This window comes from Draconibacterium orientale (assembly GCF_900111425.1).
GTDB classification, from domain to species: Bacteria; Bacteroidota; Bacteroidia; order Bacteroidales; family Prolixibacteraceae; genus Draconibacterium; species Draconibacterium orientale.
Genome location: NZ_FOHT01000018.1, coordinates 17,306 through 41,787, shown reverse-complemented (window position 1 = coordinate 41,787; position 24,482 = coordinate 17,306). Strand labels below are relative to the sequence as shown.

The 24,482-nt window shown below is 42.9% G+C and carries 17 protein-coding genes; 8 read left to right on the top strand and 9 right to left on the bottom strand.

What is annotated here, in order from left to right; genetic code table 11:
- Positions 1-280 precede the first annotated feature (280 nt).
- Entirely contained in the window at positions 281-631 is a 351-nt protein-coding gene (gene folB, locus BMW53_RS11060) for a dihydroneopterin aldolase (protein WP_038558584.1), read from the bottom strand.
- Between the two features lie 109 nt (positions 632-740).
- On the opposite strand from folB, the gene BMW53_RS11055 reads away from it, so the two are divergent.
- The 6 genes from BMW53_RS11055 (at position 741) to BMW53_RS11030 (ending at position 9,189) form a co-directional block, all read left to right on the top strand.
- Positions 741-2,444 carry a glutamine--tRNA ligase/YqeY domain fusion protein gene (locus BMW53_RS11055; protein WP_038558588.1) on the top strand — a complete coding sequence of 568 codons (1,704 nt, stop codon included), beginning with the start codon at positions 741-743 and terminating at the stop codon, positions 2,442-2,444.
- Positions 2,445-2,652: 208 nt separating this feature from the next.
- Positions 2,653-3,042: a LiaF transmembrane domain-containing protein gene (locus tag BMW53_RS11050; protein WP_038558591.1), complete on the top strand. Its 390-nt coding sequence runs from the start codon at positions 2,653-2,655 to the stop codon at positions 3,040-3,042.
- Positions 3,043-3,130: 88 nt separating this feature from the next.
- Positions 3,131-3,853, top strand: a complete 723-nt coding sequence (locus tag BMW53_RS11045) for a cell wall-active antibiotics response protein (protein ID WP_051567836.1) — start codon at positions 3,131-3,133, stop codon at positions 3,851-3,853.
- Position 3,854: 1 nt separating this feature from the next.
- Positions 3,855-4,904, top strand: coding sequence for a sensor histidine kinase (locus BMW53_RS11040; protein ID WP_051567837.1), 1,050 nt, complete (start codon positions 3,855-3,857; stop codon positions 4,902-4,904).
- Between the two features lie 3 nt (positions 4,905-4,907).
- Positions 4,908-5,657 carry a LytR/AlgR family response regulator transcription factor gene (locus tag BMW53_RS11035; RefSeq protein ID WP_038558593.1) on the top strand — a complete coding sequence of 250 codons (750 nt, stop codon included), beginning with the start codon at positions 4,908-4,910 and terminating at the stop codon, positions 5,655-5,657.
- A 259-nt stretch (positions 5,658-5,916) separates the two neighbouring features.
- Positions 5,917-9,189 (top strand): VPS10 domain-containing protein, encoded by a 3,273-nt coding sequence (locus BMW53_RS11030; RefSeq protein WP_038564671.1) that lies wholly within the window; start codon positions 5,917-5,919, stop codon positions 9,187-9,189.
- Between the two features lie 192 nt (positions 9,190-9,381).
- On the opposite strand, the gene BMW53_RS11025 is transcribed toward BMW53_RS11030, so the two are convergent.
- The 3 genes from BMW53_RS11025 to aat all read right to left on the bottom strand — a co-directional run bounded on the left by BMW53_RS11025 (position 9,382) and on the right by aat (position 13,693).
- Entirely contained in the window at positions 9,382-10,485 is a 1,104-nt protein-coding gene (locus tag BMW53_RS11025) for a glycoside hydrolase family 43 protein (protein ID WP_038558596.1), read from the bottom strand.
- Between the two features lie 337 nt (positions 10,486-10,822).
- Positions 10,823-12,133, bottom strand: a complete 1,311-nt coding sequence (locus BMW53_RS11020) for a DEAD/DEAH box helicase (RefSeq protein WP_038558599.1) — start codon at positions 12,131-12,133, stop codon at positions 10,823-10,825.
- An 891-nt stretch (positions 12,134-13,024) separates the two neighbouring features.
- Complete coding sequence (gene aat / locus BMW53_RS11015) at positions 13,025-13,693, bottom strand: leucyl/phenylalanyl-tRNA--protein transferase (protein WP_038558602.1); 669 nt, start codon at positions 13,691-13,693, stop codon at positions 13,025-13,027.
- Between the two features lie 677 nt (positions 13,694-14,370).
- Here aat and BMW53_RS11010 point away from each other — a divergent pair.
- Positions 14,371-15,474 (top strand): DUF4831 family protein, encoded by a 1,104-nt coding sequence (locus tag BMW53_RS11010; RefSeq protein ID WP_038558604.1) that lies wholly within the window; start codon positions 14,371-14,373, stop codon positions 15,472-15,474.
- A 476-nt stretch (positions 15,475-15,950) separates the two neighbouring features.
- Here BMW53_RS11010 and BMW53_RS11005 read toward each other — a convergent pair whose 3' ends face one another.
- The gene (locus tag BMW53_RS11005; RefSeq protein ID WP_038558607.1) at positions 15,951-17,480 is read right to left on the bottom strand and encodes a peptide MFS transporter; all 1,530 of its coding nucleotides are present in this window, start codon (positions 17,478-17,480) and stop codon (positions 15,951-15,953) included.
- Between the two features lie 213 nt (positions 17,481-17,693).
- On the opposite strand from BMW53_RS11005, the gene BMW53_RS11000 reads away from it, so the two are divergent.
- The gene (locus BMW53_RS11000) at positions 17,694-19,157 is read left to right on the top strand and encodes an aminoacyl-histidine dipeptidase (RefSeq protein ID WP_038558610.1); all 1,464 of its coding nucleotides are present in this window, start codon (positions 17,694-17,696) and stop codon (positions 19,155-19,157) included.
- A gap of 201 nt (positions 19,158-19,358) precedes the next feature.
- On the opposite strand, the gene BMW53_RS10995 is transcribed toward BMW53_RS11000, so the two are convergent.
- From BMW53_RS10995 to BMW53_RS10980, 4 genes are all read right to left on the bottom strand, one after another.
- The gene (locus tag BMW53_RS10995; RefSeq protein WP_038558613.1) at positions 19,359-20,459 is read right to left on the bottom strand and encodes an alanine racemase; all 1,101 of its coding nucleotides are present in this window, start codon (positions 20,457-20,459) and stop codon (positions 19,359-19,361) included.
- A gap of 6 nt (positions 20,460-20,465) precedes the next feature.
- On the bottom strand, positions 20,466-21,893 hold the full coding sequence (locus BMW53_RS10990; RefSeq protein WP_139178110.1) for a nicotinate phosphoribosyltransferase: 1,428 nt from the start codon (positions 21,891-21,893) through the stop codon (positions 20,466-20,468).
- Between the two features lie 688 nt (positions 21,894-22,581).
- A complete protein-coding gene (locus BMW53_RS10985) occupies positions 22,582-23,859 on the bottom strand; it encodes an adenylosuccinate synthase (protein WP_038558616.1) in 1,278 nt (425 codons plus the stop codon).
- Between the two features lie 170 nt (positions 23,860-24,029).
- Positions 24,030-24,473, bottom strand: a complete 444-nt coding sequence (locus tag BMW53_RS10980) for a Fur family transcriptional regulator (RefSeq protein WP_038558619.1) — start codon at positions 24,471-24,473, stop codon at positions 24,030-24,032.
- Between the last annotated feature and the right edge of the window lie 9 nt (positions 24,474-24,482).

Genomic DNA, 24,482 nt, shown 5'->3' with positions numbered 1-24,482 from the left:
ACTTTCCTTCGTTTAAATTAGTCGAACTATAAAACATCAGTATCAGGTTGAATTATTTTTTTCGAAAATACGAAAAAGAAGTTCGAATAATTTGATAAATATCAGTATTCGGCTGGAGATTAAATATTTAATAACATGAAGTTATTTAAGTTGCAAGCTACTAGCTACAAGCTTCGAGTTTTTTTAAATTAAAGCATTAAAGCATTATCGCATTTAATAGCTCAGTTCTTCCATCCTTCAACTCTGCTCCGGATGAAATTCTGCAAACAGTGGTGATAAATTATCGCTCCAGCGTCACGCTTACCCGTTCCATTTCTCCTCCCATTGGCGGATTCATTTTCGAGATTTTAACGCGCGCTTTATCAATTGCCGGAAAGCGGTCGTAAAGGGTGTCAAGAATTCGTTTGCTTACATTTTCCAATAAGGCCGATTTTGTTTGCATCACCTCTTTTACGGTTTCGTAAACGGCCTGGTAATTCAATGCATCATCTAAATTGTCGCTTTTGGCTGCAGCGTCGCAGTTTGTTTCCAGTCGCAGATAAACTTCAAAGTGGTTGCCAACAATTTGTTCGGCAGCAAAATGCCCGTGGTAGGCATAAAATTTCATTCCCTCTATCTCAATTACTCCCATTCTGAATTAAAATTATTGCAACAAAAGTAATAATTTGAAGAGGTGTTAAGTGTACTCACAAATCATTTTTTAATTTTGTGATCTTATTCAATAGGGGTAATTCAAGAAAATGGCAGAAAAAAATACCAACACAAATGCAGAAGCGCCTAAAAAGGCCAACTTCATTCATGCACAAATCGATGCCGATCTGGCCGCAGGAAAAAATGAAAAACGTGTACATACACGCTTTCCGCCCGAGCCAAATGGTTATTTGCACATTGGCCACGCTAAATCAATCTGTTTAAATTTCGGGTTGGCACAAAAATACGGAGGAAAAACAAACCTTCGTTTCGACGATACTAACCCATCAAAAGAGGAAACAGAATATGTTGAATCGATTATGGAAGATGTGCGTTGGCTGGGATTCGACTGGGATGATCGTTTGTATTACGCATCCGATAATTTTCCGAAACTACATGCTTTTGCCGTTAAACTGATTGAAGAAGGCAAAGCTTATGTCGATGATCAGAATGCAGAAACCATAAGCGAGCAAAAAGGAACGCCGCAGAAACCCGGTATTGAAAGTCCGTTCAGAAATCGTTCAGTGCAAACAAATCTCGATTTATTTGAGCGAATGACAATGGGCGAATTCAACGAAGGCGAAAAAGTGTTGCGTGCAAAAATAGATATGGCATCGCCAAATATGCACATGCGCGATCCGATTATTTACCGGATTATGAAAGCCGAACATCACCGCACCGGAAACAAGTGGTGTGTGTATCCGATGTACGATTTTGCCCATGGTCAGTGCGACTATTGGGAAGGAATTACTCATTCAATTTGTACCCTGGAGTTCGAGGTGCACCGTCCGCTGTACGATTGGTTTGTTGATCAGTTAAAAGATTCGGATTACCGTCCGCGCCAGATTGAGTTTTCGCGTTTGAATCTTACCTATACCGTAATGAGCAAGCGTAAATTGCTGGAGTTGGTGAAAGACAATCACGTTCGGGGCTGGGACGATCCGCGGATGCCAACTATTTCGGGTTTACGCCGACGTGGTTATACGCCGGAGTCGATTCGTAATTTCTCGGATAAAATCGGGGTTACCAAAGTGGATGGAACAACCGATGTTTCGTTGCTCGAATTCAGCGTGCGCGATCACCTGAACAAAATAGCACAACGTGTAATGGGTGTGCTCGATCCGTTAAAAGTGGTAATTACCAATTATCCTGAGGATAAAGAAGAAATATTAAGTGCGGTAAACAACCCTGAAGATGAGTCGATGGGGCGCCGCGATGTACCATTCTCGCGCGAGGTTTACATCGAGCAAAGCGACTTTATGGAAGATCCTCCACGTAAGTTCTTCCGTTTGGGGCCCGACCGCGAAGTACGTTTGCGCTACGGTTACCTGATAAAATGTAACGAAGTTATTAAAGACGAAAACGGCAAAATCGTTGAGTTGCACTGTACCTACGATCCCGAGTCGAAAGGAGGTAAATCTTCCGATGGCAGAAAAGTGAAAGGTGTGGTACATTGGGTGTCGGCTAAACACGCTGTAAAATCTGAAGTGCGCTTGTACGACCGTTTGTTCACCGACGAAGAACCGGATGGACACAAGGAGGTAGATTTTAAAGAATTTATGAATCCTGATTCGTTAAAAGTGCTGGATAACTGTTACCTGGAGCCATTTGTAAAAACGGCCAAACCGCTTGATCATTTTCAGTTTGAGCGAATGGGCTATTTTAACATGGATCCGGATTCAACACCCGAACTTCCGGTGTTTAACCGAACGGTTCCATTGCGCGATTCGTGGGCAAAAGCACAAAAGAAATAAAATAGCAAAAGGTTGTTTTCACATTGAGAACAACCTTTTTTAATGCATCGGTTGATGGAGTTTATCAGCAAAACACCTTGTGCATCGCGTTTCCGTTAATACCAACATTTACCCATTTACCGATTCATAACCTTTGTTAACCGAATGTAAACTGTTTGGCCGCCTTGCGATTTTTACTTTTGATGTGTAAATACAAAAAAACAGTATCATGGAAAAAGTGCCACCGGAAAGAACACAGAAAAAAGAAAACTCAAACGAAGTATTAGCTTTGGTTTTAATCGGTATTGGTTTGGTATGGCTACTAAAACAAAGCGGTTTCTTTTTTGATTTCCCGTTTTTTAACTTTCACGATATCTTTAGCCCGGTAAGGAGTGCCTTTCACAGTATTGGGCATTTTGTTTTTTCATGGCCTGTTATTCTTATAATTATAGGAGCCATATTAATGGCCGGCAAACGATCAGGCGGTGTGGTACTGTTGATTATTGGTGGCCTGTTTTTATTGCCAAAACTGATTTTCATTTCAGGTGCGGCAATTGTGTTTCTTTTCCCAATTCTATTAATTGCTTTGGGAATTGGGTTAATCGCACGTTTGTTTTAGCCCGTAGCAGTAAAAGAACGTAAATCTGCTAAAAAATGAACAGTGTTTAGAGGATAATCAATATTTTAGGACAGTTAAAACTTTAATCATGGATAATAAACCGGAGAATACAAACAGAAGAGCCATTCTTGGCTTATTTCTAATTGTGGTAGGTTCATTGTGGATTTTCGAGCGCCTCGATCTTATTCCATCTTTTTGGAATGATATTCTGATTTCGTGGCAAATGTTGCTTATCGGAATTGGGGTATTCTCCATAATTGGAGGGAACAAAACCACCGGAACAATTTTAATTGTAATAGGCGGTTTCTTTTTGATTCCCGAGGTGGCACATATTCCTTATGAATTACGACGAATAGGCTGGCCGGCATTAATAATTGGTATTGGTGTGGCTATTCTGATTACGCATTCAGGAAGACGAAGTACAACCGAGCCTCCGAATTTTACAACAGGAGAACAAAAAGGCATTGATTATTTCGATGATTTTGTAATTTTTGGTGGCCGCGAAGTGTATGTGAACTCGCAGAATTTTCTGGGCGGAAAAACCACTTCTGTTTTTGGCGGAACGGAGTACGATCTGCGTCAGGCAAAACTTTCGGCCAATGGTGCAGTTATCGATACGCTGGCTTTATTTGGTGGTTGTGGTTTTAAAGTGCCCCCCGACTGGACGGTTAGAAACGAAGTAACAGCTATTTTTGGTGGTTACACCGACAAACGCGGTGCTTCGTTGAATCAAATCGTTCCCGATCCATCGAAAACACTGGTAATAAAAGGTTTTGCAGCCTTTGGAGGCGTAGAGATCAAATACTTATAGAATGGATTTTAGGCATCCCTTTATAAAATCTCCGCGGTTGGCCATTTCGTATGTGGCGTTTTGGTTAATACTGGCAGTGGTAATGGTTTTAGTGGTTGTTTCGGTTGGCGAAAGCGATTTTATAACTGCCATGACCGACCGTTTTGCTTACATCATCCTTTTCGGATTTTTGGGAATTTCCATTTGGTATGTCATAAAATTCAGTACCCTCGAAGATAACAGTGTTGGCCGTGTAATCCTGGCTCATGTTATTGCTGCCACCATTATTGTTTTAATTTGGCTATATATTGGTACGGTAATTACAAAACTCATAAATCCGGGGCAGTTGCAGGAAGATCATAATTATCTGTTTACCGGGCTTTATAACGGGTATTTGCTATACACGTTTAACGTGGTATTTTTCTATGCCGTAAATTATTACCTGGCGTTTAAAGAAAAAACCAAAAACGAAACAAAACTAAAAGCACTGGTAAAAGAGGCCGAACTGCACGCTTTAAAATCGCAGATTAATCCGCACTTTTTGTTTAACAGTTTGAACAGCATTTCTTCGCTTACCATGACCGACCCGGCAAAAGCACAGGAAATGGTGATCAACCTGTCGCAGCTGATGCGTTATTCCCTGAAACACGACCAACGCGAAACAGTAACCGTTCAGCAGGAAATTGATAATAACAAGCTTTACCTGAAAATTGAAAAGGTACGTTTCGGGAAAAAGCTGAACCCTGTTTTTGCGGTTGAAGAGGGGTGTTTGAAAGCAGAAATCCCGAATATGATTCTGCAGCCATTGTATGAAAATGCTATAAAATACGGCGTGTACGAAGCCACCGAAACCATCGATGTAATTACCCATTGCCGGTGCAACGACGATAAGCTGGTAGTAACCATCAGCAATACTTACGATAAAAATGTAGTAAGCAAAAAAGGCGAGGGAATCGGGTTGCGTAATATCCGCGACCGCTTGCAGGTAATCTACGGAAACCCGCATTTGCTGAAAATTGAAGATAAACAAAACGAATTTACCGTAACTTTAACCATTCCTCAAAAATTGTAAACCATGACTGAAAAATTGCGCACCATTATAGTTGAAGATGAAGAGCTGGCCCGTAACCTGATGAAATCGTTTTTGGCCGATAACGAGGCAGTTGAACTGATTGCCGAGTGTGAAAACGGCTTCGAAGGCGTAAAACAAATTAACGAACTGAAGCCCGACCTGGTTTTTCTTGATATTCAAATGCCAAAGATCACCGGTTTTGAGCTGTTGGAACTGCTCGAGCATAAACCACAAATTATATTTGCAACGGCCTACGATCAGTATGCGTTAAAGGCTTTCGATTTTAACGCGGCCGATTACCTGCTAAAACCTTACTCGAAAGACCGTTTGGATGAGGCCATTCAGAAAGTTCTGGAGCGCATTCAAACCGACGGAAAAGAGTCGGACGTAGCCGAAAAAGTTAGCGATTTCCCGAAAGACGAATACCTCGATCGTATTGTGGTGAAAGACCGTCATAAAATTCATATCGCTCCGGTTGACGCCGTGCGTTACATTGAATCGATGGACGATTATGTAATGATTTACACGACCGAAGGCCGCTGGATGAAACAAAAAACTATGAAGTATTTCGAGAACGCTTTAAATCCGAAAAACTTTGTGCGTATTCACCGCAGTTACATTGTAAAGGTGGATGAGATTGCCGAAATTCAGCAATACGAAAAGGAATCGTATATTGTTATTCTGCACGACAAAACAAAATTGAAAGTCAGCAAAACCGGTTATAAAAACCTGAAAGGCGTACTTAATTTTTAAGCAAAACTTTCGCTCGCAAGCATTTTATCCTCCGGATTTCATCCTTTAAAGGAAATAGTTAAGTTATGGCTTCTCCGAAATAACTATCGTGCGAGGTTTGTGACTTATTTCTTTTTCACAAAGTTTATATTTATTATTTTCAGCTCAGGAAAACTAAACCTAAGGGCAATGCGAAAATAAAGCCGATTAAATGGGCATTTCGCGTAATGTTCGCCCACTGTTTCATACTGATGACATCGAAAATTCAAATAACTATTTTATGAAAAAACTCGCACTGGTTTTAACTGCTGTATTTTTAATTTCAACAGTAGCCTTCTCGAAAAATAAGGAAGAGGAGAAAAAAGAAGAAGAAAAGCCATTTGTTAATTCGGAGCTGGTTAGTGGCCTGAAATGGCGAAGTATTGGTCCGGCATGGGCAAGCGGCCGCATTGCTGATTTTGCCGTAAACCCGAACAATCATAAAGAATACTACGTAGCTGTGGCTTCGGGTAACGTTTGGAAAACCACGAATAACGGTACTACATGGAATCCGATCTTCGATAACTACGGGGCATATTCAATAGCTGTGGTGGAGCTCGATCCGAACAACTCAAATGTGGTTTGGGTAGGTACCGGAGAGAACAACCACCAGCGTGCGCTGGGTTATGGCGATGGCGTTTATAAATCGCTCGACGGTGGTAAATCTTTCAAAAACATGGGACTGAAAGAGAGCCGCCAGATTGGTGGAATCGTTATCGATCCGCGCAACTCTGATGTTGTTTTTGTGGCTGCTGAAGGATCGGCATGGGGGCCGGGCGAGGAGCGTGGCCTGTACAAAAGTACCGACGGCGGCGAAACATGGAACAAAGTGCTGGAGATTAGCGAAAATACCGGTGTTAATAATGTGGTGATCGATCCTTCCAATCCTGATATTATGTACGCCACATCGGAGCAGCGCCGCCGCACATCCTTCACGAAAATTGGTGGCGGTCCTGAATCGGCCGTATATAAAAGTACCGATGGGGGCGAAAACTGGCGCAAGATCATGAAAGGATTGCCTTCGGTTGATATTGGCGGAATGGGAATTGATGTATCGCCGGTTGATCCGAATTACGTCTATCTGATTGTGGAAGCTGCTGAAGATAAAGGTGGTTTTTTCCGCTCCACGGATAAAGGCGAAAGCTGGGAGAAAATGAGCGATCATCATTCAAGTGGCCAGTATTACAACGAAATTGTTTGCGATCCGGTTAACCGCGATAAGGTATATTCAACCGAAACTTATTCGTTTTATACCACTGACGGCGGGAAAACATGGAACAGATTCTCCAATTCAGGACGCCACGTTGATGACCATGCCATTTGGATCGACCCAACAGATACCGGGCATTTTATCATTGGTGGCGACGGTGGTATTTACGAAACCTGGGATAACGGAACAACTTTCGATTTTAAAGAAAACCTGCCAATTACGCAGTTTTACCGCGTTTACCTTGATGATGCCGAGCCGTTTTACAATGTGTACGGCGGAACCCAGGATAACAACTCAATGGGCGGTCCTTCGCAGAATACCAGTAGCGATGGTGTGATCAACGACGAGTGGTTCCCAACATTGGGTGGCGATGGTTTTTGGGGAGCAGTGGAGCCCGGAAATCCAAACATCGTGTATTCGGAATACCAATACGGAAATGTGTATCGTTACGATAAAAAAAGCGGTGAAAGCCTAAGCATAAAACCCATTGAACGTAAAGGAGAACTAACCTATAAATGGAACTGGAATGCGCCATTGATGATCAGTCCGCATAATAAAACACGTTTGTATATGGCGGCCAACAAGGTTTTTCGTAGCGACGACCATGGTAACACCTGGGAGGTGATCAGCGATGATTTGACTGCACAAATCGACCGTACATCAATTCCGGTAATGGGGAAATACTGGCCCGCAGAGGCGGTGGTTCGCGATGTGTCAACTTCGCAGTGGGGAACTATTGTGGCACTCGAAGAATCGAAATTGCAGGAAGGCCTGTTGTATGCCGGAACCGATGATGGTATTATTTCGGTTACAGAGGATGGGGAAAGCTGGACACAGGTAAAAAGTTTTCAGGGAGTGCCGGAGCTGACTATTGTTAGCGACATTTGTGCCGACCGTTTTGATGCGAATGTGGTTTATGCCACTTTCGATAACCTGAAACGCGACGACTTTAAACCGTACGTATATAAAAGTACCGACAAAGGAAAAACATGGACTTCCATCTCGGGCAACCTTCCCGAAAACGGCTCGGTTCATACCATTGTACAGGATTTTGTTCGTCCTGAGCTGTTGTTCGTGGGAACAGAATTTGGGATCTTTTTTACCGTTGACGGTGGGGCAAATTGGGTGCAGTTAAAATCGGGCATGCCAACCATTGCCGTATTTGATATTGCTATTCAGGAGCGCGAAAGCGATTTGGTGGCAGCATCATTTGGCCGCGGTTTTTACATCCTTGATGATTACAGCCCATTGCGCGAAATTTCTGCCGATCTTGAAAATACCGAAGCTGCGATTTTCCCGATAAAAGATGCGCTGATGTTTGTTCAAACCAGCGGCAAAAGCAACCAGGGAAGTACTTATTTTACAGCCAAAAATCCGGAGTACGGAGCAACTTTTACCTATTACCTGAACGAGGTGCCCAAAACACAAAAGCAATTGCGTAAAGAGGAAGAGAAAGAGTTGTTTAAAGAAGGAAAGCCAATTCCACAACCAAACTGGCGCGAGTTGCAACTGGAAGCTCAGCAGGAAAAAACGCACCTGATATTTACGATTTACGATAACGATGGAAATGTAATCGATCAGTTTACAAAAGCGCCTTCAAAAGGTGTGAACCGTGTGAGCTGGAATATGACTTATGCGGCAACGGCAAACGCCCGTATTCGCGATAAATACGATCCGATAACTGGTGCCGGACGTGGCATTATGGTAATGCCGGGGACCTACAAAGTGGGCATGAAATTGTGGCACCAGGGAGTGCTGACCGAACTGGTTGAGCCGGTTACGTTTACCTGCAAGCGTTTGAACAATACTGAACTTCCGGCTGACGACTACAACGAAAATATTGAGTTTGCCGAGAAAGTGAATAAACTGGCCCTGGCCGTGGTTGGAACCAACCGTATGATTAGCGAAACAACAGCCAAGGTGGAGAAAATAAAACAAGCCATTTATGCTACGCCGGGAGCCGGTCAGGAGTTAATGGATAAAGCCCGCGCAATTGGTGTGGCTTTGGAAGAGCTGAACTTCAGAATGGATGGTGTGCCGGCCAGAGCAAGCTGGGAAGAAATTCCTCCGGCCCAGGTGCCGTTAAACAACCGGTTGAGTAATATTACCTACACCCACATGGGATCGACAACGGGAATTACCACCACCGAAAAGCAGGCTTACGAAATTCTGAAAGACGAATTCCCGCAGGTGTTGGAAGCCTTGAAAAATATTGTGGAGAAAGAAGTTCCTGCCCTGGAAGCTGAACTTAATAAGATGAATGCTCCATGGACTCCGGGACGTTTGCCGGAGTGGAAAGAGTAATCATACTACAAGCTGCAAGTCGCTAGCTTCGAGCTTGTTCTCCTTTTCAAAAGGGGTGTCCCGATCGCATCGGGGCGGGGGATTTAAATAAAAGATGCCATCCTACTGTTTTATACAGTTTCGGATGGCATCTTTTGTTTTTTCAAAATTCGAAAGGAAGCAGGTCGATTTGCGAACCTGCTGAATACCTGTTTATTTTGTATTTACATTCACACCCCAATAGTCTGTAATCGCCTTTAATTCGTCGCTGGTAAGGTAGCTAACCGCACCGTGTTTCGGTCGTTCAAAACCTATGGTTTTCATTACACCTTCATTAAAATGGCCAATGTTGGTGTAGGAAACAAAATCTTTGGTTTCGCTAAACCCCATGTTATTGGGGCGCCCACCATACACATCATACATCAGCACATAAGTATCAGTACCTAAACGTCTGAAAACGTTTGGAGCTTCGGTGGGTTTACTTTCTGGGTCGATGCGCCGTGTTTCGGTCACATAGTCTTTATTTATTTTATCCGAAACAGCGTGCAAAATCTTAGCTCCCGAAACATAATGCATGTGGTAGGTAGCGCCAAGTTTAGTAATATCGCCATCTATTCCGCCCAATTCGGTAATCATTTTCGGAGTGGTTTCAAGCCTGGTAAATTCTTCGTTGGCATACGAATAGTACATGTTTGCATTGGCATTGTTATACCGAATGGTAAAGTACACCATCATTTTTTTTGCTGTCGGATCGTAAATGGTTTGCGGAGCCCATGAACAGTCGATATCACCCAGTTCGGGGAAAGCCTTATCAACCCGAAAATCGGAATGAGTCCAATGAATCAGGTCGTAGGATTTCATCAGCACAATGGCGCGGTTATTTCCCCAGCCGTATTTTTCTTCGGGGCGTTGCCAGGGTGTGTCGCGGTGGCCTGCACGCTGCCCGAAAATATGCAGGTCGGTCATGGCCAGGTAAAAGGCGCCATCAGGGGCACGGGTAATGTGCGGGTCGCGAACGCCTTTTTGTTCGGCCAGTTTGGTGCCATCAAAAATGGGCTCGCCATTGTTAAGGTCGGTAAATGTATATCCATCGCTGCTAACAGCCATGTAAGCGCTTTGTGTTTGGTCTTTAAAATATACCAACAAATAACCAGCAAGGTCTTTCGTATTAAAATTTTGAACCGAAGCCGGTTTTTGCAGTTTGTTTACAATTTTAATTCCTCTGGTTTTGTTTCCTGGCATGTCGGGTGTTTGTGCCTGCACGGCAGCAGTTGTAATAAACGCTAATAGTAATAGAGCGGTAATAAGTTTTTTCATCCGTTTGAAATTTTCAAGTTTCCAATAAATTGCTTTAAAATTTAAAAAGTGATTTTTATTCCGGGTTATTTTTCGGCTTACTAATATACTATTTATCTGTTTGGATTTAACAGAAATAATTCCGGATGAAACAGCATGGCACTTTGTAATTTTTTATCACTGTTATCCGTTTCTTACTTCCTGAACGGTATGAAGCAAACAAATTACCCTGATTATTCAGTCGTTTCTCAATCATTAATTTCAATCCAATCAGGAAGGATCGGATTCATTTTGTTAAGGCGGATAATCTTTTCGTGCTTATCAAAAGCTCAGGTTGTGGTATTTTGGAAGTAACGCATTAAATAAGCGAAATACGTACTTTTTTGTTCTTCAGTTTGGTATTACTAACGGCCTGAATTACCTCCTCAACTTTATCGGCTTGAACGGCCACAAAAGCGCAGTCGTGTTTTAATTCGATAACGCCCAATTCGTCTTTGTTCAGTTTCCCTTGTTTAAAGAATAATCCGGCAATGTCGCCTTTCGAGATCTTATCCTTTCGTCCGCCCGAAATAAAAAGTGTATTCCATGCTGTGGGGGCGGGGAGTGGGGCTTCTGTCAGCTCCTCTATTTTGTTGGGTTGAATAAATTCAGGATAATCTTCGCCTTCCCATTTCAGAATATAGGCCGTTCCTTCGCTGTGCATACGTGCGGTTCGGCCGTTGCGGTGTGTAAATTCCTGAAAACGCAGGGGAAGGTGGTAGTGCAGAATAAATTTTAACTCGGGAATATCCAGCCCGCGTGCTGCCAGGTCGGTGGCAACAATCAGGCGGTGGGTGCCATTTCTGAATTTAATCAGTACCCGCTCGCGGTCGGTTTGTTCCATGCCGCCATAAAAAGTACCGTGGCTAATCCCTTTTTCGGTAAGATAAGTGCTCACCCGATCGATCGATTCTTTAAAATTGCAAAAGATAATGCCGGGTTGGTTTCCCAAATGGCACAAGGCCTTTACCAGTGTTTCCAGTTTATCTTTTTCGGGCGAAACAATTGTTTTTATCTCCAGTTCCGGAATCTCATCTTTCAGGTAATTAACACTTAGCGGATTTTTAAACGCCAGAAACTCGGGAATACGAACACGGTGCGTGGCCGATGTAAGAATCTTTTTCTCCACTTCGGGAAGAAAAGAAAGAATGTCTTTCATATCCTTCTCAAAACCCACTTCCAGCGATTTATCAAACTCATCAAGCACCAGTGTTTTTATTTTGTGCGTATAAAACGTTTCGCGTCGCAGGTGGTCGGCAATCCGTCCCGGCGTACCGATTAATAGGGCTGGCGGACGGTTTAAATCAATACGGTCTTTACTAAAATTGCGTCCGCCGTAAAAAGCATTGCATTTGTAACCGGTACCCATATCGCGGGTAACCTGCTCGATTTGCAGGGCCAGTTCGCGCGATGGAACCAAAATAAGCACCTGAACAAAAGGACAATCCGGATCGAGTTCGGCAATAATCGGCAACATAAAAGCCAGGGTTTTTCCGGTTCCGGTGGGCGACAGTAATATCGTGTTATCGGCTTGATGTATGGCACGTTTGGCCTCTTCCTGCATGGGGTTAAGCTGTGTTATATTTAGCTTGCTGAGAATATTCTTCTGGTTTTTCTTTTTTCCTGACATGGCGCAAAGGTAAACTTAATCTGATAATTCTCTCCGGCTTAGCCATGAGCTTCCGCTTTTTCTCTGAATCCTCTGTCCTGATGCTTCGTCCCCCTTGGCGAAGTGGGAATCAAAGGGGGATTGTTTATGTAAAGGAATTACCAAAACCTCTGTCCCGATTAATACTTCGGGAGGATTAAGGGGGATTGGTTTTTAGCGTATTAATCCTCCGACCGACTGCGTCGCCCACCTCCTTTTCAAAAAGGAGGACGAACTTCGAAGCGCCGTCCCCCTTGGCGAAGGGGGAACTAAAGGGGGATTGGTTATGTCAAAAACTACCAAATCCTCCCTGCCGATTGCAACCTCGGGAGCGATTGAGGGGGATTGGTCTTAAACTTTCTAATCCTCCGTCCTTCATCAATAATCCTTTCATTCCGTTTGCTTCAGTCGTTCCTCCCTGGCATCGGGCTACGGTGTAAACACAACTTAAATATTCCCATTTTCAAATGATTCTGTAACGATTTTTCGTTCGGAACAAGCTGACCAATTCTAATCAAATTTAGACGCCGAACGATTTTTTATCGATCTTTTACCCGGCGCTTTGTGTCTTCGTAAACTCAGCCACTCGCACCGGGCTATTGCCTGTCGCCCGCTTCGGGGCTTTAAGCACCAAGGGTGCGTAATCAATAGCCCGGGGGAAGCCCCCGCAGGGAGCGCAGCCCCGGGGATAGAAGAGAAAAATGACAAAGGCGCAACTGCTTCCGGTTTTTGAAATACAACCCTACCTTGCGCCGCATATTAGAAAGTCGATTGTAAAGCAGGCCCCCTAAAATAGTTGTGTGTACACCGTAGATGCCATCGAGAGGGAAACAAAGGAATAATCGAAATTAACCATTACCAGGAAACCTCGCATCAGTGTTTGATGAGGTCCGTCCATTTCCCCTGTAAAGTTTCTTGTTGCAACGCTTTCTCCAGCATTTCCAAAAAGTCTTTTCGCGGAATGGATTTAGCGCCCAAACTTGCCAGGTGGTCGGTGGGTTGCTGGGCATCGATAAAGGCAAAGTTGTTTTTCATGGCAAATTGTACCAGGTGATAAAAGGCAAATTTACTGACATCGGTTTTCGTAAAAAACATCGACTCGCCAAAAAAACAATTCCCCAGCGAAAGACCGTAGAGTCCACCTACCAGTTCTCCTTCAAACCAGGTTTCAAAAGAGTGGGCATAGCCCAGTTTATGCAGTTGTACATAGCCGTCGATAATGTCGTTGGTAATCCACGTTTCATCTTCGTGGCGGCGTTTGGTTTTACTGCACGCTGTAATTACTTCGTGAAAAGCCGTGTCGATCTGCAATTCAAAAATTCTTTTGTTGATGACCTGCCGTAAACTTTTCTTGAGTTTAAAATCCTGTGGCAAGAGTACCATCCGCGGGTTGGGCGACCACCACAAAATAGGTTCGCCCTCGCAAAACCACGGGAAAACACCCTGGCAGTAAGCCGACAGTAAAAACTCGGGCGAAAGCTCGCCACCTTGTGCCAGCAATCCATCGTCGTCGGCCTGGTTTGGATCGGGAAATTGTATCATGTTTGCAAAGATAAGAAGTCGCGGATTCCTGAAAAATCAAAACACGAGGACACGAAGCCACAAAGAAGAGAGAAAAGAAATGCTTAAATGCGTGAATGCTAAAATGCTTTAATGAATAAGCACTTTGAGTCTTGGTGTCTTTGTGTTTAATTCAATAGTATTGTTTCTAAGAAAAAAAAAACTCAGCGCCTTAGCGTCTCAGCGGTAAAAAAAACTTCGTGTCTTAGCGTCTTCGTATTAAAAAATTATACTACAGAAAGGACGCAGAATGCTTAAATGCGTGAATGCTAAAATGCTTTAATGAATAAGCACTTTGAGTCTTGGTGTCTTTGTGTTCAAATCAATAGTATTGTTTCTAAGTAAAAAAACTCAGCGCCTTAGCGTCTCCGCGATGAAAAAAACTTCGTGTCTTAGGGTCTTCGTGTTAAAAAATTATACTACAGAAAGGACGCAGAATGCTTTAATGCGTGAATGCTAAAATGCTTTAATGAATAAGCACTTTGTGTCTTTGTGTCTTTGTGTTCAAATCAATAGTATTGTTTCTAAGAAAAAAAAAAACTCAGCGCCTTAGCGTCTCTGCGGTGAAAAAACTTCGTGTCTTCGAGTCTTTGTGTTTAATCAATTTCATTCAAAATAATTTTAATACTTTTGGGTTTTACCAAAAAACAATTTAAACAATGAGGTATTTAGCTTTGATAATTGCTGTAATGATAGTCGTTCCGACATTCGGCCAGCGCAAAAAGAAAGACGACGACGGAATCGCTCCTGCCTATGTTGAAGGGATTGCCTACGTTTTGCCACGCACCGGAATTAAGGTACATGTTGAAGCCATTCGCGAGAAATTTGAACCAGGACCATATGCTGCCTATGCGCAACAGTTACTAGGCATAAAAGATGTTCGCAACCGGGCATCGGTAAAATGGTCGGTGTCTTCGGTTAAAATCGAAACTTTTTCGGAGCCCGATCCGCAGCAGGTTTACAAAGCCATGGGCGATATTGCGGCAACGATCAGTCTGGCACCCAACGGTTGCCTGGCCGGAATAAATTCCGCGGGAACTGCTACTATGCCGTTGCTGGTTCAATCCAATAAAACCTTTCAGCAACCGGATCTCGACGATGGTTTTTCCTTTGATTATTTCTCGGATACACCGTTTTTAATTCCCGGAGATTCTACCAATAACTTTCGCCCTACGGCTGTGGGTATGGAACAAAAAGCAGCCGAAGCGGCGCAGCGTGTGCTCGATTGCCGCATGAATCAGTATGATCTGGCAGCACTCCGCATCGATGGCGAGTACCCCGATGGAAAAGCCTATGAGGTGAGTCTGGCAGAACTAAAACGTACCGAGCAGAATTACATTAAACTGTTTGTTGGCCGAACCACAACTAAAACCGAAACCTACAGTTTTGATTATGTGCCGGAAGCCAACGAAAAGAATGCAGTGATCTTCCGAATTTCGGATGAAAACGGTGTTGTTCCCGCCAGCGATCTTTCAGGAAAACCTGTTATGGTGGAGTTTGAGCCGGTAGCCGGTTTATTGGCAAAATACCAGGCCGAGGCCGCGTCGGAGAATCCCGATGCCGGTTACGACGGAGTTTACTATCGCATGCCGGGAGTGGCCAATATCAGTGTTATTTACGAGCTGAATAAGCTGGCCACGGCACGTGCAACCATTGCGCAGTTTGGGGCCATTGCTCCGCTGCCTGAAGATTTGCTGGGTGGTGATTACTCCATCGAATTTCACCCCGAAACAGGAGCGATAAAAGCAGTTCAGTTAAAATAGAAGTAAAAAATATACGAATGCAAAGCCCGGTTGTTTAGCCGGGCTTTTTTTATTGTAAGAGGTCTGTAAAAAGCCTGCTATTGGCAGAGTGCACTCATTTTTTTTATGTCATAAATGCGCTTAGCGCTTGTAATAAAGGGATCCGATCCTTATCGGTTTAGAATAATAAGGATCGGATCCTTCTGTACATTCGACGCTTTCAGCGCCATAAATAGCTTTTGGTATGACGTAAATGCGCTTAGCGCTTGTAAAATGGTAACGCATTTTTTAACTCTGCATGTGAATATGTTATTAGTTGTGCTTACTCTTTTCGGTTAGTGAGTTTTACATCGTTTCAACAGGGATCCGATCCTTATCGGTTTAATATAATAAGGATCGGATCCTTCTGTAATATCTTTTAAGTCAGTTTTAGAGGCAAAAAAATACCCGACTAAAAAAGCCGGGTACTTCCAATATTTTCTCAAATAGCTTATTTCTTATTTAATTCCGTGCATCATCTTTTTCAGCCATGGCGAAAGAGCAACTGCAACCAAGGCAATAATTGCCGACTGAATTGCGATCAACCAAAAGACCTGGATTTCTGTTCCAAGGGTTTTTTCCAGTTGTATCGAAATGGCTTTCATTTGCGAGGCCACAAAGTTTCCGGCTGCAACAGAACCAAACCAAATTCCCATCATCGTAGAAACCAGTTTTGGTGGCGACAGTTTGGTTACCATTGATAGTCCAATTGGCGACAAGCAAAGCTCGCCAAAAGTATGAAACAGGTAAACCACAATCAGCCATAGCGGGCTAACCAAACGTAGTGAATCTCCGCCGGTTGATCTGTCGAAGGCAATTGCCATAATCACGAAACCTAGCGAAAGCATAATTAATCCCCACGCAAATTTCATTGGGGTATTGGGGTTCAGTTTTATTTTGTCGAGCTTTAGCCATAACACACTGAATAGAGGTGCACAAGCTACAATCCAAATGGCATTAATACTTTGAAACCATGTTGCCGGGATCTCCCAGCTGCCAATCATTCGTTGTGTATTGTCGCGGGCAAAAATATTAAAGGTCGTTCCGGCTTGCTCAAATCCACTCCAGAATAAAATATTGAAGAGGGCCAAAACAAGGATTACTCCAACACGCGACCATTCCGCTTTGCCGTTGGTTCCCTTAAATATTGTAGTGGTAAGAACAATTACTCCACCAATACCAAGTATCCATATAATTGCAGTGCTTACCGTTGCGGGGATAACACTCCAACCTAAAATTACCGCGAAAATTAAACCAACTATGCCAACAACATATAGTAAGATGCTAAACCAGTCGTTAAGGATTAAACGTACTCTTTCGGCTTTTACTTTCGGAGGCATTCCGATATGCCCAAGGGTATGGCTACGGAGAAAAAACCATATAGTACCTAATAACATTCCCACACCGGCGGCCAGGAAACCATATTGCCAGGCCACTTGTTCGCCTAATTTTCCGGCTACCAGTGGCGAAAAGAAAGCTCCCAGGTTGATACCCATGTAAAAGATGGTAAAACCACCGTCTTTGCGCGGGTCGTTATTATCATACAATTCGCCCACCATGGTAGAGATGTTGGGTTTAAAGAAACCATTACCCAAAATCAAAATACCCAATCCGGCATAAAATATGGTTTGACGGAATTCAACACTGGCATCAGAACCATGCATCCACGCACTTGCAGCCAACAGAAACTGGCCGATAGCCATGGTTAAACCTCCAATGTAAATCGATTTTCGCTGCCCCAGCACTTTGTCGGCCAGCATTCCACCCAAAATCGGAGTTACATAAACTAAACCGGTGAAAATACCATAAATGGTAAAGGCATCCAGTTCTGCCATTTCAAATCCGCCCGACGCAAAAGTTGCTGTAAGGAAAAGAACCAGCAAGGCCCGCATTCCATAGTAACTAAAGCGTTCCCACATTTCACTGGCAAAAAGTGTTGAAAGCCCTATTGGATGACCAAAAAAGGCTTTATCTGCATCTCTACTCATAATATCTTTTTCTTTTATTTTTCTAAAGCTCGCTAAAATATCAATATTCTTCAAAGAATTCGGTGAAACATATCAGCTTTTCTGTTCTTCGGCCTAATTTTCGGTTCTTTTAAAAACTTTTAAGCCCAAAATGCACAAAATGTTTTTTCAATTGTTGCTTACTTTGTTCGATAAAATTGCAGGTATTTAACCTGAAGTAAAAAACGCATTATTATGAGTGAAGAAATTAAACATCTCGAGCCACAAAATGTGTGGGAGATTTTTTCTGAAATGACCCAAATTCCGCGCCCTTCGAACCATGAAGAGCAGATTCAGGACTGGGCCGTAAGTTTTGGTAAAAAACTGGGTTTGGAAACCATCAAAGATGAAGCCGGAAACTTAATTATAAAAAAGCCGGCAACACCGGGTATGGAAAACCGCAAAACCGTGGTTCTGCAAGGGCACCTCGATATGGTTCCGCAGAAAAACAGCGATAAGGTTCACAATTTTCAAAACGATCCGATTGAGGCCTTTGTTGATGGCGATTGGGTAACTGCCAACGGAACAACACTGGGTGCCGATAATGGTATTGGCTCGTCGGCAGCAATGGCGGTTTTGGCATCGAAAACCTTAAAACACGGCCCAATTGAAGTGTTGCTTACCGCTACCGAAGAAACCGGAATGGACGGAGCCAATGGATTAAAAGCCGGAATGCTGGATGCCGAAATACTGATTAACACCGACTCGGAAGACGAGGGCGAATTGTACGTAGGCTGCGCCGGTGGCGAAGATGTAAACATTACTTTCAATTATACCGAAGAAGAAGTTCCGCTTGGTTTTGTGGCATTGCAGTTAAGCGTTACCGGAATGAAAGGTGGACATTCGGGGATGGATATTATCCTGGGGCGCGGAAACTCGATTAAAACATTTTTCCGCATTTTGAATGCTGCCGAAGAACTGGGTGTTCGTTTGGCCAGTATCGATGGCGGTAGCTTGCGAAATGCCATTCCGCGCGAAGCCTTTGGTGTGGTTGTGCTTGAAGAGGCAAAAGTGGCCGATTTTATTGCTTTGGTTGATGAAATTGCCGATGCTGTAAAAGCCGAACTTGCCGCTACCGAACCTGATTTGGATATTGCCGTTGAGCAAACTGAATTGCCCGAAACGCTGATCGATGAAGCCACTCAGAAAAACGTAGCCAAAGCCGTTGTTGCCTGCCCGAACGGTGTAATTCGCATGAGCGACAGCATGAAAGGATTGGTGGAAACATCTACCAACCTGGCTATTCTGAAATCGGATGCAGCGAGTAAAACCATAAATGGAGGTTGTTTAATGCGCAGCTCGGTTGATTCGGCAAAAGATGAATTGGGAACACGCCTGAAAGCGGTGTTTGAACTGGCCGGGGGAGAGGTAACCCTCTCGGGGGCATACCCGGGATGGAAACCCAATATGGAATCGCCAATTTTAAAAACCATGCAAAGCGTGTATAACGACAAATGGGGAAAAGTGCCAAAAATCAGGGCCATTCATGCCGGTTTGGAGTGCGGTATTCTGGCCCAAAACTATCCGCACTGGGACATGATCTCGTTTGGCCCCACTATTCGTTTCCCGCACTCGCCCGATGAAAAGGTAAATATTGAAACGGTTAAAAAATTCTGGGAATTTTTAGTGGCCACCCTGGAAGCTATTCCTGAAAAATAAAAATTCAGGTTAGAAGAGATAAATAGTGATAGCATGACTCAAAGTCATACTATCACTATTACTTAAGAATAAAAATAAAATCCGATTCGTATGATTTTGATCAAAAACGAATCGGATTTTTTATTTTGGGCAGCTTCGAGTTTTGGTCTTATTGTATTTGCAGCGAGAATCTGCAAAATTCGCGTTCCAATCTTTTCTGTTTTAATATTTTGGCATCATTTCAATCAGCTCGCCATCGGTGGTAATCATATGCCCCATCATATTTGCGGTAAGGCACGAGTGAACCGGAATAATTTCCACCAAATCGCCCACATTTATCTGTTTGAAATGGTTGGGTGTAACTTTTAGTATACCGTGTTCCTGCGACAGGCGCGACAGGTAATTTTTGGTATCGAGCAGAACTTTTTCTTCACCGTTGCGGATAACTATGCGGCCATATAATTGTTTGCCATCCGTGTTTTGCAGCGTATCTTTCGAGAAATGAATTGCACCTCCGTATATTACAATTTCATTCCGCGAAACGTGTTTGGCCACCACGGGGCACACAACTCTTACAGCAATATCGCTAATTTCACATACACCAAGGTTATGTTGCATCAAATCGTAAAAAACAAAGTTGCCCGGACGAATTTCGTCTATCCCGTCAAAATTTCCGCAAATGCTGGCAGACGGAGTGTCGCCCATACTCAGTTCCATTCCCGGGTAATTTTTATGATACCTGTTTTTTAACTTCTTTAGTTTTAACAAGGCATCAAAATGGCTGCTGAATATTTCGTTGGTTGATAGTGCCGTGTAGGTATGGCCGGTGTGCGTAAGAAAGCCCTTAAAAGTGAGTTTGCTGTTTTTACGCAAAATATCAAGGATTGAATCGATGCGGCCGGTTCTTCCCGCCGGAATGCCGGTGCGGTTGTAACCGGTATCGATTTTTAAATATACGCCAATTTTGTTGGTAGCTTTATTGGCCAGCACTTCTGCTGCTTCCTTGTTTTCAACCAGGACATTAAGTTTTATGGTGGCTGCCAAACGGTTGATCCGGCTTATCTCCAACACATTTAAAGGAAAGGCGAGCGTAATGTCATTCCACTCGTTTGATGCAAAATATTCAGCCATTAGTACCGATGAAACAGTAATTTGGTTGATCCCAAAACGTTTAAACCACTCACCAACTTTAGCTGCCTGGTGGGTTTTGAAATGCGGCCTCAAGCGAAGTTTATACTTCTCGGCTTTTTTCACCATCCGTTCAATGTTTTGCAGGCAAACTTCTTTGTCAATAATAAGTGTCGGTCGTGTAATTTCTGTCATAAAAAATTAATGTAACGTTCTTAACTTTTGAGTTAGAGCATTGCGGGTGGCCATTAATTTGTTTGAAATGCCAACTTTATACAAGTGTGGACTGATAAAACGTTTATGTTCGTCGGGCAATAAAGCAGCGCGGCTTATAAGGTATTTATGTATTTCTACCGGACTTTTGTGTTGAAGCAGAACGTTTCCCTGTTCAACTACTTTTTCGCGAATAAGTTCGAATTTAAATTTCGAGACTTCGGTATTTTTTTCGGGATAAATACGGTGATATATGGTGTCAATTTCTTTGGGATTTTCATCCTGAAGAAAGATTCCGTCGCGGTAAAACTTCCCTTCTTCATCAAAATAGCGAACCAATTGTTTTTTCCCGGGCAAAGTAATTTTCTCAATATTTTCCGAGAATTTCATTTTTGGTTCTCCGTCAATCTCGGTGAGTTTGTAAACACCATCCAGGGCAGCATCGCTTTTCCCGGTAATCATTTCCGTGCCGATTCCAAAACCGTCGATGGCCGCATTCTGATCGAGCAGTAACGTTTTAATAACGTATTCGTTCAGCTGGTTCGATGCCAGAATCTGAACGTCATGTAACCCGGCGTCGTCAAGTTGTTTTCGTGCTTTTTTGCTGAGGTAAGCCAAATCTCCGCTATCCAAACGAATGGCCTTTAGTTTTTCGCCTCTTGCAGCCATTTCATGACTAATGGTAATGGCATTCGGCACGCCCGATTTTAGCGTGTCGTAAGTGTCGACAAGTAAAATGGTATTGTCGGGATTGGTTTCTGCAAATGCTCTGAAGGCTTCCAGTTCCGAATCGAAACTTTGTACCCAGCTGTGTGCCATTGTTCCGCTAACCGGAATGTCATATATTTTTCCGGCCAGCGTGTTCGATGTGGATGATGCACCACCGATACACGCTGCCCGGCTGGCATGAATAGACCCAAAATCCTGAGCACGGCGCAGGCCGAAATCGGCAAATAACTTTTCGCCTGCAATATGTTTTATGCGATAAGCCTTTGTGGCAATCAGCGATTCAAAATTCAGAATATTCAGCAAAATACTTTCTACCAACTGGCATTCAATAATATTTCCTTCAACCGAAAGAATTGGTTCGTTAGGAAACACAATCTCGCCTTCTTTTACGCTGTAAATATCTCCCGAAAATTTGAAATCGCGCAGGTATTCCAGAAACTCATCTTTGAAGCCGTTTGCTTTTAGAAATGCCAGGTCGGATTTCGAATACCTGAATTCATTCAGGGCATCGATAAAATCCTGTAAACCCGCAAAAACAGTAAATCCTCCTTTATACGGATTGGTTCTGAAATAATAGTCGAATGAAGTTTGCTGATCCTTTTTTTTACAAAAAAAGTAGCCCTGAGCCATAGTCAACTCATACAAATCGGTATATAACCCTAGTGTTTCCTTAAATATTGATCCCATTTTGTCCCCCTCTCTGAGATGCTTAAAGATAATTAAGAATTACGACTATTTAAATGATCTACTAATTATTTAGCTGAATGTTTATGTTCAGTTAAACGGATAACAAACTGTAAACAGGTCTGTTTTTGATACTTAATAGAAGGGAATGGTTACAGAAATTTTTGTAATTTTTTTATAAATCTCCAGGGGTAACTGAACATGACCTTTCTGATCGTCGGAAACATTAAAATGTGAACGTTTTTTGTATCCCTTTTTGTTCTCCTTCAATGAAGAATTTTTAGTTAAACAACAGTATAAGATATGCATTACCTCTCACCCTATCGGGAGCTCTCCTCGCGAGGAGAGCCTGTTGTTAGGAAACTGTAATAGCAGCACCAAATCCTCTTCCAGTTCCTAAAAAACTGTTTTCCCTTCATAAGGGAAAATGTCGACAGACAAAAGGGTAGAAAGAGTTATGAAGCCCTATTAAATCCATATATTGACTTCCTTATGAGTTCATTTATCGTTAAAAAGTGAAAATGAAAAAAAATATGTTCCACCAGAAATTTCATGTGATCCAAGAAGGTGTCTGACGAAGGAAGCCGGAGGATGAATGGAAGTTGATTTGTATTAACGAATCAGATTCTCCGTTAAACAAAAAACGCTGCTCAAATAAATGAACAGCGTTTTTGATCGAAAATATCTTTGCTTATTGTTGTTCGAGCCTAATTGTTTGTTCCCTGTTTGGGCCAACCGATGCAAGCGAAATAGGAATGCCCATTTCGTCTTCAATAAAGTTAATGTAATTGTTCAGTTCTTCCGGGAACTCATTCTGGTCTTTAATTTTGGTCAGATCAGTTTTCCAGCCGGGAAGTTCAACGTAAACAGGTTTAACCTGGTCGTCTAACTCAAATGGGAAATGTTCAACAACTTCACCATTAATTTCGTAACCCACACAAACTTTAATGGTGTCGAAATCATCCAGCACATCGGCTTTCATCATAATCAATTCGGTAACGCCATTCAACATGCACGTGTATTTTAATGCTACCAAATCCAACCAGCCACAACGTCGTGGACGACCGGTTGTCGATCCGAACTCATTACCGGCAGTACGCAGTTTATCGCCTGTTTCATCGAAAAGCTCGGTAGGGAAAGGGCCCATTCCTACGCGGGTGCAGTAGGCTTTAAAAATTCCGAAAACTTTACCAATGGCATTTGGCGCCAATCCTAAACCGGTACAAGCTCCGGCACAAATGGTGTTCGAGCTGGTTACAAAAGGATACGAACCGAAATCAATGTCGAGCAATGTTCCTTGTGCTCCTTCTGCCAATACTGATTTGCCTTCCTTTAACGCATTGTTAATCATGTGTTCGGTGTCAACCAGGTTGAATGATTTCAGCACTTCAACACCTTCAAACCACTCTTTTTCGCATTCGTTAAGCAAAGCTTCGTAGTCGTACTTAAAGAATTCGCTTAACATTACTTTGTGGTTGTCGATTCGTGCAGTGTATTTTTCTTCAAAACCGTGAACCAGGTCGCCAACACGCAAACCATCGCGGCCAATTTTATCCTTATAAGTAGGTCCGATTCCTTTCAGGGTAGACCCAATTTTGGTGTCGCCTTTTTTCTGCTCCGATGCCGCATCCAAAATTTTATGCGTTGGCAAAATCATGTGTGCCTTTTTCGAGATATAAAGGTTTTTCGAGATATCGACACCGATTTTACTCAACGACTCAATTTCTTTTCTGAAAACGATTGGGTCGATAACAACACCGTTACCGATTACATTGATTTTGTTTTCGCGGAAAATACCGGAAGGAATGGTGTGTAAAACATGTTTAATATTGTTGAATTCAAGGGTGTGGCCAGCGTTTGGGCCTCCCTGAAAACGAGCTATAACATCGTACTCCGGAGTAAATACGTCAACAATTTTACCTTTTCCCTCGTCGCCCCATTGCAGGCCCAACAATACATCTACCTTCATTTTGAGTTTTGATTTTTATTTTACATGCAAAACCGCGAAAACTTAATCGATCAAGATTAACCTTTCACGGCTTTCAAATTAAGCAGTTAAAAGTACTAAATATTTTATGCTCTGCAATAAAAATACCAGCACCCTGCATTTAATTTATAATCTATTAAGAATTAAGCGCTTTATTCCTTTTTTGTGCTTTCGCCGTAGATATAAAGCGTGTGGTGCGACAATTTAAAATCGTTTTTCTGGCAGGCATCTTCAATAATCTCGCGAATACGGGGATCGTAAAACTCAACAACGGTACCAGTTGTTGTGTCGATCAGGTGATCGTGCTGAAGTGTTGCAAATGCCTTTTCGAACTGTGCAATGTTTTTGCCAAACTGGTGTTTTACCACCAGCTTACAATCGAGGAGCAAATCGATGGTATTGTACAATGTAGCGCGGCTTACCCGGTAGTTATTGTTCTTCATCGAGATGTATAACGACTCAATGTCGAAATGCCCTTCGCGACAATAAATTTCGTCGAGTATTGCAAATCTTTCGGGTGTTTTCCGGTGACCGTTCTTTTCAAGGTACTCGGTAAACATGTTGCGCACAGTTTCTCTGGTCTTCTGGTTATTCATAATTAAACC

What these genes read in the sequence shown, in the direction of transcription:
- folB (WP_038558584.1), bottom strand. Translation starts at nt 631, where the DNA reads ATGGGAGTAATTGAGATAGAGGGAATGAAATTTTATGCCTACCACGGG.
- BMW53_RS11055 (WP_038558588.1), top strand. Translation starts at nt 741, where the DNA reads ATGGCAGAAAAAAATACCAACACAAATGCAGAAGCGCCTAAAAAGGCC.
- BMW53_RS11050 (WP_038558591.1), top strand. Translation starts at nt 2,653, where the DNA reads ATGGAAAAAGTGCCACCGGAAAGAACACAGAAAAAAGAAAACTCAAAC.
- BMW53_RS11045 (WP_051567836.1), top strand. Translation starts at nt 3,131, where the DNA reads ATGGATAATAAACCGGAGAATACAAACAGAAGAGCCATTCTTGGCTTA.
- BMW53_RS11040 (WP_051567837.1), top strand. Translation starts at nt 3,855, where the DNA reads ATGGATTTTAGGCATCCCTTTATAAAATCTCCGCGGTTGGCCATTTCG.
- BMW53_RS11035 (WP_038558593.1), top strand. Translation starts at nt 4,908, where the DNA reads ATGACTGAAAAATTGCGCACCATTATAGTTGAAGATGAAGAGCTGGCC.
- BMW53_RS11030 (WP_038564671.1), top strand. Translation starts at nt 5,917, where the DNA reads ATGAAAAAACTCGCACTGGTTTTAACTGCTGTATTTTTAATTTCAACA.
- BMW53_RS11025 (WP_038558596.1), bottom strand. Translation starts at nt 10,485, where the DNA reads ATGAAAAAACTTATTACCGCTCTATTACTATTAGCGTTTATTACAACT.
- BMW53_RS11020 (WP_038558599.1), bottom strand. Translation starts at nt 12,133, where the DNA reads ATGTCAGGAAAAAAGAAAAACCAGAAGAATATTCTCAGCAAGCTAAAT.
- aat (WP_038558602.1), bottom strand. Translation starts at nt 13,693, where the DNA reads ATGATACAATTTCCCGATCCAAACCAGGCCGACGACGATGGATTGCTG.
- BMW53_RS11010 (WP_038558604.1), top strand. Translation starts at nt 14,371, where the DNA reads ATGAGGTATTTAGCTTTGATAATTGCTGTAATGATAGTCGTTCCGACA.
- BMW53_RS11005 (WP_038558607.1), bottom strand. Translation starts at nt 17,480, where the DNA reads ATGAGTAGAGATGCAGATAAAGCCTTTTTTGGTCATCCAATAGGGCTT.
- BMW53_RS11000 (WP_038558610.1), top strand. Translation starts at nt 17,694, where the DNA reads ATGAGTGAAGAAATTAAACATCTCGAGCCACAAAATGTGTGGGAGATT.
- BMW53_RS10995 (WP_038558613.1), bottom strand. Translation starts at nt 20,459, where the DNA reads ATGACAGAAATTACACGACCGACACTTATTATTGACAAAGAAGTTTGC.
- BMW53_RS10990 (WP_139178110.1), bottom strand. Translation starts at nt 21,893, where the DNA reads ATGGGATCAATATTTAAGGAAACACTAGGGTTATATACCGATTTGTAT.
- BMW53_RS10985 (WP_038558616.1), bottom strand. Translation starts at nt 23,859, where the DNA reads ATGAAGGTAGATGTATTGTTGGGCCTGCAATGGGGCGACGAGGGAAAA.
- BMW53_RS10980 (WP_038558619.1), bottom strand. Translation starts at nt 24,473, where the DNA reads ATGAATAACCAGAAGACCAGAGAAACTGTGCGCAACATGTTTACCGAG.